Raw genomic sequence first — 13510 nt, forward strand, 5'->3', positions numbered from 1 at the left:
ATATTTGACAGGGGGAAGAGAGATGAAAAAAGCAATGACTGCGCTGGGCCTCGTCGGGCTATTCCTTGCCCTGCCGGCGCTGGCGGATGTACCGGCGGGACCGGCACTGCAAGACTTCAAAGTCATCAATTCGGGCGACACCGCCTGGATGCTGACGTCGACCGCACTGGTATTGTTCATGACCATTCCTGGTCTGGCATTGTTTTACGGCGGCATGGTACGCAAGAAAAACGTATTGGCCACGCTGATGCAAAGCTTCGCCATCACCGCGCTGGTCACCATCCTCTGGGCGGTCATCGGTTATAGCCTGGCCTTCACCGTCGGCAACCCGTACATCGGCGATCTGAGCCGGCTGCTCCTCAACGGCATGGATTACATCCAGGACAGCAAAAAGTTGTCCGTGCATCCGAGCGCCGGCACGATTCCCGAGTCGGTCTTCATGATGTTCCAGATGACCTTCGCCATCATCACGCCGGCGCTGATCACCGGCGCCTTCGCCGAGCGCATGAAGTTCTCGGCCATGCTGGTCTTCATGTCGCTGTGGTCGATCCTGGTCTATGCACCGATTGCGCACTGGGTATGGGCGCCGGGCGGCTGGATGGCCGACAAGGGTGTGCTGGATTTCGCCGGCGGCACGGTCGTGCACATTAACGCCGGTGTAGCCGGCCTGGTCTGCGCCTTGGTTCTGGGCAAGCGCGTGGGGTTCGGCAAAGAAGCCATGCCACCGCATAACCTGGTACTGACCCTGATCGGCGCCTCGATGCTGTGGGTCGGCTGGTTCGGCTTCAACGCGGGTTCCGCCGCGGCCTCCGATGGCCGCGCCGGTATGGCCATGGTCACCACGCAAATCGCCACCGCCGCCGCGGCACTCGCCTGGATGTTCGCCGAATGGCTCACCAAGAAGAAGCCGTCGGTACTGGGGATCGCCTCGGGCGCCGTCGCCGGCCTGGTCGCCATCACCCCCGCCTCCGGCTTCGTGGATGCGCACGGCGCGTTGATCATCGGTCTGGCAGCGGGTGTGGTCTGCTTCTGGGGCGCTACCGGTCTCAAGCACATGATGGGCTATGACGACTCGCTCGACGCCTTCGGGGTGCATGGCGTAGGCGGCATTCTCGGTGCGCTCTTGACCGGCGTCTTCGCCGTCAAGCATATCGGCGGTGCCGACGGCAGCCTGGCCACCCAGGCGCTGGGCGTCGGTGTGACCGTGGTCTACTGCGCAGCGATCACCTTCGTCCTGCTGAAGATTATCGACCTGGTGATCGGCCTGCGCGTCGCGGAAGAAGAAGAGCGCGAAGGCCTGGACGTGGTGCTGCACGGCGAGCGCATCGAATAAACGACGAATTCGTGGTAAGGGACTTTGGGGCGCGACAAGCGCCCCTTTTTTTAGCCAAAATAAAAACGGGAGCCTAAGCTCCCGTTTCCATCAACTACTTGACGATGCGCAGGCTGGGCGGCCCCTTGGGCTTATCGGACGATTCGGGCTCGTTGCCTTTCTCGCCCGGCATGGCTGCAGGAGCATGATCCACCGCATGCAAGTGCTCGGTATTGGCCAGTTCGACGTCGAACCCCATCCCCTCGCCGGTTTCGCGCGCAAAGATCGACATGATATTGCCGATCGGTACGAACACCTGGCGCGCCACCCCGGCAAAACGAGCCGAGAAGGTGATCAGATCGTTGTCGATGCGCAGCTCCTTGGTGGCATCGATGCTGATATTCAGCACGATCTCGTTGTTTTGCACATACTCGCGCGGCACATCGGTCCGCTCGTTGACCCAGACGACGATATAAGGCGTATGGCCATTGTCGGTGCACCACTGGTGCAGGGCACGGAGCAGATAGGGCTTGGTGCTGGTGGTCATGAAAAATCCCTCTTACTTGCGCATGGCCTTTTCGGACGGCGTCAGCGAGTCGATGAAAGACTGGCGCTGGAAAATACGCTCGGCATACTTGAGGATCGGCGCCGCATTCTTGCCAAGGTCGATGTTGTAGTGCTCGAGGCGCCACATCAGCGGCGCGATGGCCACATCGATCATCGAGAAGTCGTCGGCCAGCATGAATTTCTGTTTGGCGAAGATCGGCGCGATAGTCGTCAAACCGTCACGGATGGCTTCGCGCGCCTTGGTCGCTTCCTTACCGCTCGCACCGGCTTCCAGCGTCTTGACGTGGTTGAACAGTTCTTTCTCGAAGCGGAACAGGAACAACCGGGCACGAGCGCGCATTACCGGATCGGCCGGCATCAGTTGCGGATGCGGGAACCGTTCGTCGATATATTCGTTGATGATGTCGGATTCATGCAAGATCAAATCGCGTTCGATCAGCACCGGCACCTCATTATACGGATTCATCACTGCGAGATCTTCCGGCTTGTTGTGGATATCCACGTCGATGATCTCGAAGTCCATCCCCTTCTCGTATAGCACGATGCGGCAACGGTGGCTGAAGGGGCAGGTAATGCCGGAGTACAGGGTCATCATGGCTTGGCACTAATCCTTGACAGGTCGGGTTGGAAAATTGCATCGATTCTAGCATTTTCCCACACCCTGTTTCCAGTTATTCAATCTAAGTCATTGACATAAAAAGAAAAAAGGCAAGGTTCCCACCTTGCCTTTTGCCAGTTGCAATCGCCGATCAATGCACGTCGCGCCAGAATTCCTTTTTCAGGAAATAGGCCAACGGCAGCAGCAACAGCGCTAGGAACATCAGTACGCCGTAGCCGATCTGCAGGCGCTTCACTTGCGCCGGTTCCGACATATAGACCAGGTAGTTGGTCAGGTCGGCCATGCGCTGATCGAACTCCACGGTATTGGCGCGACCATTGTCGAGCTTAGTCATGGTGCCCGGCTTCACCAGCACCAGCTTCTGCTCTACCACGCCCTCGCTGTTCTTCACACTCTGCAGTTGTTGTTCGCCCTGCCATTGCCACAGCACATGCGGCATCGCCACTTTGTCGAACACCTGGTTATTCCAGCCGGTAGGCCGCGTGTCGTCGCGGTAGAAACCGCGCAGATAGGCATACAGCCAATCGGCACCGCGGGCGCGCGCCTCGACCGACAGATCCGGCGGATTGTTGCCCAGCCAAGTCTTGGCATCCTGGGACGTCATCGCCACATGCATGGTGTCGCCGATCTTGTCGCTGGCGAACATCAGGTTCTTTTTGATCTGATCTTCCGACAGACCGATATCGGTCAGCCGGTTATAGCGCATGGCCGTGGCCGAATGGCACGACAGACAGTAGTTGACGAAAATCTGCGCGCCGCGCTGCAGCGATTCGGTGTCTTGAATATCGATCGGCGCCTTCGGCAGCACCGGGCCTTCCTCGGCGGCGGCCGCCAGCGGCAGTACCAGCACCAGCGCCGCGAGCAGATGACGGATTTGCTTTTTCATGATGGTCATCCCTTCGGTCAGATATGCTTGGCAAACACGGCCGCGGCCACGATCAGCACCGCCCACAGTACGAAAAACAGTACTTTGCCGCGCGTCGTCGACTCGGTCACGCGGCTCGGTACCGGCGTGCGGCCGACATCGTTCTTGGTGTAGAACGGCATGCCGAGGAAGAAGACGAAATAAATCACCGACAGCGTGCGCGCCACAAAGGTGCGCAGATCGGTCGGCGGCAATGCGCCGAGAATCCCCAGACCGACGAAAGCGATCACGAACAGCGTCAGCATGATCTTGAACTTCGGGCCGCGGTAACGCACCGATTTGATCGGAGAGCGGTCAAGCCACGGCAAGAAGGCGATCAACACCACCGCAGCGCCCATGGCCAGCACGCCCCAGACCTGAGTACCCAGGAACGACGGCACTGCGCGCAAAATGGCGTAGAACGGCGTGAAGTACCATACCGGCGCGATATGCGGAGGGGTCTTCAGCGGGTCGGCCGGGAAGAAGTTATTGGCCTCCAGGAAGTAGCCGCCCATATCCGGCATGAAGAATACGATGGCGGAGAATACGATCAGGAACACCGCCACACCCAACACATCCTTCACCGTGTAATACGGATGGAACGGGATGCCGTCCAGCGGCAGATGGGTCTCGGGATCCTTGAGCGCCTTGATCTCGACACCGTCCGGGTTGTTGGAGCCGACCTCATGCAGCGCCATCAAGTGCGCCACGACCAGCGCCAGCAGCACCAGCGGCACGGCAATCACATGCAACGCGAAGAAGCGATTGAGCGTCGCACCCGACACCACGAAATCGCCACGAATGAAGACCGACAGATCCGGCCCGATCACCGGGATCGAGCTGAACAGGTTGACGATGACCTGCGCGCCCCAGAACGACATCTGGCCCCACGGCAGCAGGTAGCCCAGAAACGCCTCCGCCATCAGGCACAGGAAAATCAACATACCGAAAATCCACACCAGCTCGCGCGGCTGCTTGTACGAGCCGTAGATCAGACCGCGGAACATATGCAGATAGACGACGATGAAGAACATGGACGCGCCGGTGGAGTGCATATAGCGAATGATCCAGCCGCCGCTGACGTCGCGCATGATGTACTCGACCGACGAGAACGCCACCGACATCTTGGTACCGGGCACCAGCGAGGCGTCCGGCATGTAGTTCATGGTCAGAAAGATCCCGGTCAACAACTGCATCACCAGCACCAACAGAGCCAGCGAGCCGAAGAAGTACCAGAAATTGAAGTTTTTGGGCGCGTAATACTCGGTTACGTGCTCCTTGAGCATCGACGTCAGCGGAAAACGCGCGTCGACCCAGTCCAGCAACTTTTGTCCCTTGCTCATGGTTTCGCCCTCGGCTTATTTATCGTCGCCGACCAGGATGCGCGTGTCGGACAGGTATTTGTGGGGGGGAATCAATAGATTCTTCGGCGCAGGCATACTCTTGTACACGCGCGCGGCCAAGTCGTACTTGGAGCCATGGCACGGGCAGTAGAAGCCACCTTGCCAGTCGGGCCCGAGATCCGCCGGCGCGAGATCCGGTCGATAGGTTGGCGAACAGCCCAAATGGGTACAGATGCCGACGGTCACCAACAAGTTCGGTTTGATCGAGCGATGACGATTCTTACAGTAGTCCGGCTGTTGATCCATGTCGGACGTCGGGTCGGCCATCTGATCGTCGAGCTTGGCCAGATTCTTCACCTGGACGTCGGTGCGCGACAGCACCCACACCGGTTTGCCCTGCCATTCGATGTTGATCATTTGTCCCGGCTCGATCTTGCTGATATCCACCTCTACCGGCGCACCCGCAGCCTTGGCACGCTCCGAAGGCAGGAAACTCAGCACAAACGGCGTGGCAATGCCGACCGCCGCGACTCCCCCTACCGCGCTGGTTGCCACCGTCAGAAAACGACGGCGCCCTGCATCGACTTGTTGTTCACTCATTACAGTCATCCTCAATCATGGAAACTCGAGCGTCTATCCCCGCAAATTCTACCTGATTACCCATATTTCCTAGAAGGGTTTATGCAAATAAATTGCCACTACCCACAATGATTATCTTTATACCGGATTTTCCAGATCGACAAAGGCCACCTCAATGCCAAAGTCATCTTTCACGCAGCGACCAAGCGCCTTGATACCGAAGCGCTCGGTGGCATGATGCCCGGCGGCGACGAATACACAGCCAGACTCCATCGCCATATGCTGATTTTTCTCGGAAACCTCGCCTGTTAAAAAAGCATCCACGCCCATGGCGATCGCGGCATCGAAGAAATCTTGTGCGCCGCCAGTGCACCAGGCTACGCGCCGGATCGGCTTATGGGCGTCGCCCAACAGCAATGCCTGACGCCCCAAGCGCCGCGAAACATCCTCGCACCAAGCACCTGCGGTCATCTGCAATGCCAGTTTGCCGTGCCACAGCAGATCTTGCTCGCCCCCCTGCCCGTCCACACGTAGATCCAGCACTTCGGCCAGTTGGGCGTTGTTGCCTACGAGCGGATGCGCATCCAGCGGCAAGTGATATGCCAGCAGACTGATGTCGTTGCTCAGCAAAGCCTGCAAACGACGCTTCTTCAACCCCACCACCCGGCTATCCTCGCCTTTCCAGAAATAACCGTGGTGCACCAGGATGGCATCCGCCTTTTGGCGCAGCGCCTCGTCGATCAACGCCTGCGAGGCGGTCACCCCGCAAATCACACGCTGCACTTCCGCGCGGCCCTCCACTTGCAGGCCGTTGGGCGCATAGTCCTTAAAACGCCAGGGCTCCAGCATGCCATCGAGGTAACCCACCAATGCCGTCAATAGCATATCAACCTCGAAATTTGAAAATTCCTGTCATTAAAGCCTACCCCGGGCAGAAACGAAAGCTCGCTCCTCCCGGACGCGCCCCGATTTAACACAAAGAAAAAGCGCACCCACGGTGCGCTCGACGTCTGTCGGCATGGCGATTAGAACTTGGTGCCGATACCGATACCGTAAACCCACGGGTTGAGGGTCAGGGTGCCGATCGGCGCACCGCCCAGGCGAACATCGGTCTTGACGTACAGTTTCTTGACGTCGACGTTGACGTACCAGTCCTTGCTGACCGCATAATCGGCACCGACTTGCAGCGCGCCGCCCCAGCTATTCTTGTCCACGTCCACCGTGGTGCCGCCAAGCTGCAGGCCATTGTTATAGAAACGGGTATAGTTGACACCGGCACCGACATACGGGCGGAAGGTACCTTGCGGGTTGAAATGGTATTGCAGCGTCAGGGTTGGCGGCAGCACGCTCACCTTACCCAGGCTGGTGCTGCCCAGCTTCACTTCGTGGCGCGAGGTGCCCAGGATCAGCTCGGCGCCGATGTTGTTGGTGAGCATGTAAGTGAAGTCGACTTCCGGCACCACGTCGTTGTTGACCGAAGCATTCAGGCCACTCAGCGTACCACTGGTCGACACTTCGGGGTGAACGTCGATGACGCGGAAACGCGCCAGGATGTCGCCTTGGTCGGCGAAAGCGGAAGCGGACAACAGGCCGGCCACAGCAACAAAAGCGATCTTTCTCATTATGTTTTCTCCTGGAATACAATAGTTGGAATCCCGCCACGCCTGTTCTCAACCGGATCATGCATCGGGCTGCGCAGCGTTCACGAGCAATGTAGTGAACGTACAAAATTAAGACTTTGTCCTAGATCATGAGAGCGTCATGAAATACACGGATCTACGTGATTTTGTTGCACAACTTGAACAACAAGGGGAATTGCGGCGAATCAGTCAGCCGGTTTCACCCCATCTCGAAATGACTGAAATCGGCGACCGCGTGTTAAAAGCCGGCGGTCCCGCGCTGCTATTCGAGCATCCGCGAAACGGCGATCGCACTTACGATTTTCCGGTGTTGACCAATCTTTTCGGCACACCGCGCCGGGTTGCCATGGGCATGGGCGCGAACGATGTGATGGCTTTGCGCGAAATCGGTCAGTTGCTCGCTTATCTGAAGGAGCCCGAACCGCCTCGGGGCTGGCGAGATGCCTGGGACAAGCTGCCATTGCTTAAGCAAGTGCTGAGCATGGCGCCCAAGGAAGTCAGCAAGGCGCCATGCCAGCAGATCGTCTGGGAGGGCGACGAGGTCGATCTGTCGCGCTTGCCGATCCAGCACTGCTGGCCGGGCGATGTAGCGCCGCTGATCACCTGGGGTTTGACCGTCACGCAAGGGCCGAACAAGAAGCGACAAAATCTCGGCATCTACCGTCAGCAAGTCATCGATAAGAACCGTGTCATCATGCGCTGGCTGGCTCATCGCGGCGGCGCGTTGGACTTCCGCGACTTCCAACTCGCGCACCCCGGCCAGCCGTTCCCGGTGGCCGTCGTGCTTGGCTGTGACCCTGCCACGATCCTGGGCGCCGTCACCCCGGTTCCAGACGCTTTGTCCGAATATCAATTCGCCGGCCTACTGCGCGGCGCACGCACCGAGCTGACCCAATGTATCGGATCGGCGTTGCGCGTGCCGGCGCGAGCGGAAATTGTGCTAGAAGGCAACATTCATCCAAATGACATGGCGCTGGAAGGCCCTTATGGCGACCACACGGGTTACTACAACGAGCAGGATCGCTTTCCGGTCTTTACCATCGACCGCATGACGATGCGCGAGAATCCGGTCTACCACAGCACCTACACCGGCAAGCCGCCAGATGAGCCGGCCGTGCTGGGCGTGGCGCTGAACGAGGTTTTTGTGCCGATCCTGCAGAAGCAGTTTCCGGAGATCGTCGACTTCTATCTGCCGCCGGAAGGCTGCAGCTACCGTATGGCGGTGGTCAGCATCAAGAAGCAGTACCCCGGCCACGCGCGGCGAATCATGATGGGCTGCTGGAGTTTCCTGCGGCAATTCATGTACACCAAGTTCATCGTGGTCGTGGATGACGACGTCGACACGCGCGACTGGAAGGAAGTCATCTGGGCCATCACGACACGCATGGATCCGGTGCGCGACACCATGCTGGTGGAAAACACCCCGATCGACTACCTGGACTTCGCGAGCCCGATTTCAGGGCTGGGCGGCAAGATGGGGCTTGATGCCACCAACAAGATGCCGGGCGAGACCTCGCGCGAATGGGGGACGCCTATCGTCATGGATCGAGCCGTCAAGGCGCGTGTCGACGCCATGTGGCAAGAGCTGGGACTTTGACCCGTAGGCGTGGGAAGGCTGGTATGATTCGCGCATCGTCAAACTGGAGTGCACCATGCGAAAAACCCGCAACCCATCCCTGTCCAGCCACGTCAAGCGCATGAGTCCGCGCTTGCGCAAGAAACTGCGCGTCGGCGAATTCCGCGAATTGGGCTTCAGTCTGAAAGCCGCCATCGCCGCCGATCTGGACATAGCGGCACAGGACGACCTGCTTGAAGCCTGGCTCGGGGTGGTCGACGACCACGGCGTCAGCTTCGGCGGTCAATTCGATGCGCGCGGTGCGTTGGAAGGCGTGGTATTCCCGATTGGCGGCCAGCCGGTCACAACCGCCGTGCGCACGGCTTTGCTCGACTGGCTCAAGGCGCGCGCCGAGGTCGGCGATCTGCAAGCCAGCGAGCTGTACGACATCTGGCACAGCGCTTAACCGGTCTATGCGCGCCTGCGCCCCAAATTCACCGACAAGGCTGCCAGCCGCCATCTGGCTGCTCGGCTTGGTCAGCATGCTGATGGACATCTCTTCCGAGATGATCCACAGCCTTCTGCCGCTGTTCATGGTGACCTCCCTGGGGGCCAGCGCCCTGGTCGTCGGTTTGGTCGAGGGTTTGGCCGAATCCACCGCATTGATCGTCAAAATCTTTTCCGGCATGCTCAGCGACTACTTGGGACGGCGTAAAGGGTTGGCGCTTTTCGGCTACTTGCTCGCCGCGCTGACCAAACCGCTGTTCGCCATCGCGTCATCCGCCGGCATCGTATTGACCGCTCGCTTGCTTGACCGCATCGGCAAAGGCGTGCGCGGCGCCCCGCGCGATGCCCTGGTGGCCGATATCACACCGGCGCCAATGCGCGGGGCGGCATTCGGCTTGCGTCAGTCGCTCGACACGGTGGGCGCGTTCCTCGGCCCATTGTTGGCCACCGGCCTGATGTTGCTGTGGCACGACCGATTCCGCGCCGTGTTCTGGGTCGCTGTGGTACCCGGTATGGCCGCCGTCGCGCTATTGGCGTTCGGATTGCGCGAACCGACCCCCACCGCCGCCGGCAAACGCGCCAATCCTATCCGGCGCGACAATCTGCGCCGGCTGCATGCGCCGTATTGGTGGGTGGTCGGCGTCGGTACGCTGTTCACGCTGGCGCGGTTCAGCGAAGCCTTTTTGGTACTGCGTGCGCAACAAGCCGGCATACCCATCGCCCTGGTGCCGCTGGTCATGGTCGCCATGAATGCGATCTATGCGCTGGCCGCCTACCCATTCGGCAAACTCTCCGATCGCATGAGCCATCGCCGACTGCTGGCGCTCGGCCTCCTGGTGCTCCTCGTCGCCGACCTGATGTTGGCGTCTACCCCCCATTGGCCGCTGCTGCTGGCCGGCGTCACACTGTGGGGCGTCCATATGGGCATGACTCAAGGCTTATTGGCGACGATGGTGGCCGACACCGCCCCCGCCAACTTGCGCGGTACCGCATTCGGCCTCTTCAACTTAGCCAGCGGCCTGGCCATGCTGTTCGCCAGCGTGATCGCAGGCTTTCTGTGGGATCGGGTCGGTGCCGGTGCCACCTTCCATGCCGGAGCCCTCTTTTGCATGATCACCCTGGCGGGGTTGGCGTGCATACCATCGAAATCCCGCGAAAATTAAATCGCCCATGTCACAGCGATAAGGCTTTGCAGAACCCGCTCAAGATCTTGTTTCTCTATGGGTTTGTATAGCACTTCGTCAAATAAATGACTTCCATTTTCATCGACAAATGATTGTGGGAATGCAGTAATGGCAATAACCGGGATATTGAATTGTTGCATCACGCGAATTTTTTTCGCCAATTCGTACCCATTCATAACTGGCATCTGAATGTCGGTCACGATGGCCGCGTAATTATTTTGCTCAATCAGGTTCAATGCCTCCTGACCATTACTGGCCGTATGGCATTCATAGCCCATATCTTTGACCAATAGGGACATCACCATCCGCAAAGCAGCATCATCGTCGACAAGCAAAATACGGAGAGAGTCGCTAGCGTGCGCAGTCGACAGCGTTTCGCAAACAAGGGGTAATGATCTTGCTGTTTCTTCAACTGGAATCTCCACAGGCACACTGACGCAAAAAACACTTCCCGTACCCAAATGGGAGGTCATAGAGATTGTGCCATGCGCCAGCCTGACCAAATTCGCGACAATAGCCAACCCAAGACCCATGCCATCTTTTGAAGTTTCAAATTTACTTAATTGTGTAAATGGTTCAAATATCGCATCGGCATCGACATCCGCAACGCCGCATCCCGTGTCGGACACTTTGAGCAGCAATAAACCTTGGCGCGGCGGAAGTTCCATAACGAACGAATACTCCACCTTAACGAAACCCACGTCGGTAAATTTAATTGCATTAAGTACGAGATTAGAAACAATCTGACTTAGACGTTCACGATCAAATATTATTTGATCAGGCACATTTTCACTACAAGAATAAAATTCCAGTTTTTTCAGTTCGGCATGAGGCCGCAAAGATTCAAAAATCGACATGCGCCAATCAAAAAACACAAACGGCGCCATATTCAATTTCAGCTGCCTATTCTCCAACCCACTCAGATCAATCAAATCATCGACCAATTTTTTAAGTTGGCAACTTGACTCTTTGATAACACCGACAATGGATGAATGCTGGTTCGCCATCGCCGTATTTTCCAATAGACTGACCGCACCCAGTACGGCCTGCAAAGGGCTGCGTAACTCATGGCTAACAGTTGCCAAAAACTGACTTTTAGCTTTACTAGTGCTTTCAGCAATACATTTTGCTTTTTCGGCCAACTCAAGACATCTTGTTTGCTCCTTTGTCTTTTTCTGTTGCCATCTAAGCTTCAAAACAGAAATAACGAGAAATGCAAAGCAGCATATCACTGAAAACTGCATCAAGCGCAGCTGATTTTCTCTATATCTATCATTGGCCCGACTAATCTCAGCATAGCGAACTGCCAATTTCCTTCCTATGATATTTATTTGATTGACTTGGTTTTTTATTGAAAAAAGCGCATGACTCACGGCCTGCAATGCGGACTTATCAAACTTTTTCAAGCCATGAACCTGAGATTCCAATTTATTTCTTGTGCTAATTATTTTATTTATTGCATCTGAAAAACCTTCGTTTGCAGTCAGCTCTTTAGCGTATTTTGTATCGGCCACCAACATATCCACACGAGACAAAAAAATTCCAATTTTCAAATCCACACTTGAAACATCTATATTTTCGTCAATCATTTCTTTCTGAACGGCAACCAGCAATTTTTCATAGCTAATCAACAATTGCGATGTTTGCCAGTAGTAGCTTTCATGTGCATCGACCACAAATTTTCTAGAGCGATTATTTTCAAAATAAAGCAGAGACATTAAAAACAACATAGCCATAATAATAGAAATCAAGAAGGCAATGATTAAATAATGAAATCTATGGCTCATGACTCCTCCTTGAATCAACGCACAAAGATTTGATTGACATACCATATCATTTTTGAATCGGTATTCATTGTCTGCAATTCTTTGAATTGTTCCATAGGGTAAACCACCCTTACCGGGCCTTTTTCTCTAACAGTCAGCGGCTTACCATTCTTTTTTATCGCCAGAATGACTTGGTATTTATTGAAATCGGAGACAGGAATTGTGACACTATAATCATCGTATGCAGAAAAAATCACGGCTTGGCCGTGCGCACCGACCCACTCCAACACATCCTTTAGCAGCGGGCCCGTATAGGAGGCGCGTGCTGCCCAAGGCGTTCTGGTCGTAATAGTGTGCATAGGCAGTGCATTTAGCGCATCAATTCTAATGACGACCGGTCTTGCCACATTGCCACCAATGGTCAGCATCAGCGGTGATTTAGGTTCAGCAAAACATATTGATTGGATAAATAAGCAACAAAGAATAAATTTATTTTTCATCGAACTTAACCCTAACTAACATATACCTAAAACCTGCTGTCGCACTCATATTTTTTCGTTGTAATCGACACACAAGCCGATAGCTTTGATAGTGCGCAATTGGCATTATTTACAGCATAGAGATATTAAAATCTGATTCGCAGTTAAAACATTTAGGTTGGACTATTTTTAATAAAACAGTTCATTAGGCATGGCCATACCTGTCCGGTGGCCACCTAGACCACGACAAGCAGTACAACGTGTCAGTACACGGCGGTTATTGCGGTGAAATCCTGCGGAGATGAAGTACTTTGAGCTTGCGGCCGAGAGTCGGCCATTGATGACGGCCCATGCCGTGTCTTTGAGCGGCACGCCGTCAGGCCAGCATCATTGGACTTGGCCTGGTGGCGCGGGGAGAACGATTAGAGGCAGCCGGCAGTCAAGAGGCCATGCGGAAAATGCGGTAACCGACATACAACCAGGTTTCACGCGACAAGAAGGCGATGCGCGCCGACAAGGTGCGATAGCGCGTCGAGCGGGTGGGCGACGGTGTCGCGGCCAAGCCGAGATCGCGCGCCATGAGTACGGCGCGACGCATGTGCCAAGGATCGCTGACCAACAGGTAGGTATGAATGCCGAACGGCTCAGCCAGCTGCTTGGCGTTTTGCAGATTTTCCCAAGTCGTGCGCGAATCGGGCTCGGCCAGCATTGCCGTCATCGGCACCCCTGCCTTGAGGGCGTACTCGCGGCCGACATCGGCCTCGGAAGGATAGCCCGGTACCGGCGTTCCGCCGGTGAATACGATCCAGTGAACCTGCCCCGCCTTGTACAGCTCGACCGCATGGCGGATACGCTCGCGAAAGACCGGCGACGGCTTATCGCCCCACGCTGCGGCGCCAAGCACCAGCGCCGCATCGGCTTTGGCAGGGTAATCCGGCGGTTCCCCATCGCTGACGATGCTCCACGCCACGCCGCCCATTGCCAGCAGCACCAGCAGGAAGGCCAGCAACACGCCTTTGAGCACCAACCACAGATAATGCATTCTCGACTCGTTC

The 13510-nt window shown here is 56.4% G+C and carries 14 protein-coding genes; 4 read left to right on the top strand and 10 right to left on the bottom strand.

The window, feature by feature from the left end; translation table 11 throughout:
* Window positions 1-22 precede the first annotated feature (22 nt).
* On the top strand, window positions 23-1333 hold the full coding sequence (locus DFP86_RS06875; protein WP_133679527.1) for an ammonium transporter: 1311 nt from the start codon (window positions 23-25) through the stop codon (window positions 1331-1333).
* 94 nt (window positions 1334-1427) lie between these two features.
* On the opposite strand, the gene DFP86_RS06880 is transcribed toward DFP86_RS06875, so the two are convergent.
* The 7 genes from DFP86_RS06880 to DFP86_RS06910 form a co-directional block, all read right to left on the bottom strand.
* On the bottom strand, window positions 1428-1859 hold the full coding sequence (locus tag DFP86_RS06880; RefSeq protein ID WP_133679529.1) for a ClpXP protease specificity-enhancing factor: 432 nt from the start codon (window positions 1857-1859) through the stop codon (window positions 1428-1430).
* A gap of 12 nt (window positions 1860-1871) precedes the next feature.
* Complete coding sequence (locus tag DFP86_RS06885; RefSeq protein WP_133679531.1) at window positions 1872-2474, bottom strand: glutathione S-transferase N-terminal domain-containing protein; 603 nt, start codon at window positions 2472-2474, stop codon at window positions 1872-1874.
* A gap of 154 nt (window positions 2475-2628) precedes the next feature.
* The gene (locus DFP86_RS06890) at window positions 2629-3384 is read right to left on the bottom strand and encodes a cytochrome c1 (RefSeq protein ID WP_133679533.1); all 756 of its coding nucleotides are present in this window, start codon (window positions 3382-3384) and stop codon (window positions 2629-2631) included.
* 17 nt (window positions 3385-3401) lie between these two features.
* A complete protein-coding gene (locus DFP86_RS06895) occupies window positions 3402-4745 on the bottom strand; it encodes a cytochrome b (protein ID WP_133679535.1) in 1344 nt (447 codons plus the stop codon).
* A gap of 15 nt (window positions 4746-4760) precedes the next feature.
* Entirely contained in the window at window positions 4761-5345 is a 585-nt protein-coding gene (petA, locus tag DFP86_RS06900; protein WP_133679537.1) for a ubiquinol-cytochrome c reductase iron-sulfur subunit, read from the bottom strand.
* 117 nt (window positions 5346-5462) lie between these two features.
* Window positions 5463-6209, bottom strand: a complete 747-nt coding sequence (locus tag DFP86_RS06905) for a Nif3-like dinuclear metal center hexameric protein (RefSeq protein WP_133679539.1) — start codon at window positions 6207-6209, stop codon at window positions 5463-5465.
* 140 nt (window positions 6210-6349) lie between these two features.
* The gene (locus tag DFP86_RS06910) at window positions 6350-6946 is read right to left on the bottom strand and encodes an OmpW/AlkL family protein (protein WP_133679541.1); all 597 of its coding nucleotides are present in this window, start codon (window positions 6944-6946) and stop codon (window positions 6350-6352) included.
* A gap of 139 nt (window positions 6947-7085) precedes the next feature.
* Here DFP86_RS06910 and ubiD point away from each other — a divergent pair, with 139 nt between their 5' ends.
* The 3 genes from ubiD to DFP86_RS06925 are packed head-to-tail and all read left to right on the top strand — an operon-like array spanning window position 7086 to window position 10189.
* A complete protein-coding gene (gene ubiD / locus DFP86_RS06915) occupies window positions 7086-8561 on the top strand; it encodes a 4-hydroxy-3-polyprenylbenzoate decarboxylase (protein WP_133679544.1) in 1476 nt (491 codons plus the stop codon).
* Between the two features lie 55 nt (window positions 8562-8616).
* On the top strand, window positions 8617-8985 hold the full coding sequence (locus tag DFP86_RS06920; RefSeq protein WP_133679546.1) for a 50S ribosome-binding protein YggL: 369 nt from the start codon (window positions 8617-8619) through the stop codon (window positions 8983-8985).
* A 7-nt stretch (window positions 8986-8992) separates the two neighbouring features.
* The gene (locus DFP86_RS06925) at window positions 8993-10189 is read left to right on the top strand and encodes an MFS transporter (protein WP_133679548.1); all 1197 of its coding nucleotides are present in this window, start codon (window positions 8993-8995) and stop codon (window positions 10187-10189) included.
* On the opposite strand, the gene DFP86_RS06930 is transcribed toward DFP86_RS06925, so the two are convergent.
* The 3 genes from DFP86_RS06930 to DFP86_RS06940 form a co-directional block, all read right to left on the bottom strand.
* Entirely contained in the window at window positions 10186-11997 is a 1812-nt protein-coding gene (locus DFP86_RS06930; RefSeq protein ID WP_166642182.1) for an ATP-binding response regulator, read from the bottom strand. The two genes, DFP86_RS06925 and DFP86_RS06930, sit on opposite strands and share 4 nt — an antisense overlap.
* A gap of 14 nt (window positions 11998-12011) precedes the next feature.
* Window positions 12012-12476: a putative pterin-binding protein gene (locus DFP86_RS06935; protein ID WP_133679551.1), complete on the bottom strand. Its 465-nt coding sequence runs from the start codon at window positions 12474-12476 to the stop codon at window positions 12012-12014.
* A gap of 418 nt (window positions 12477-12894) precedes the next feature.
* Window positions 12895-13497 (bottom strand): YdcF family protein, encoded by a 603-nt coding sequence (locus DFP86_RS06940; RefSeq protein ID WP_133679553.1) that lies wholly within the window; start codon window positions 13495-13497, stop codon window positions 12895-12897.
* Between the last annotated feature and the right edge of the window lie 13 nt (window positions 13498-13510).

The sequence above is a fragment of the Paludibacterium purpuratum genome (genome assembly GCF_004363805.1).
GTDB classification, from domain to species: domain Bacteria; phylum Pseudomonadota; class Gammaproteobacteria; order Burkholderiales; family Chromobacteriaceae; genus Paludibacterium; species Paludibacterium purpuratum.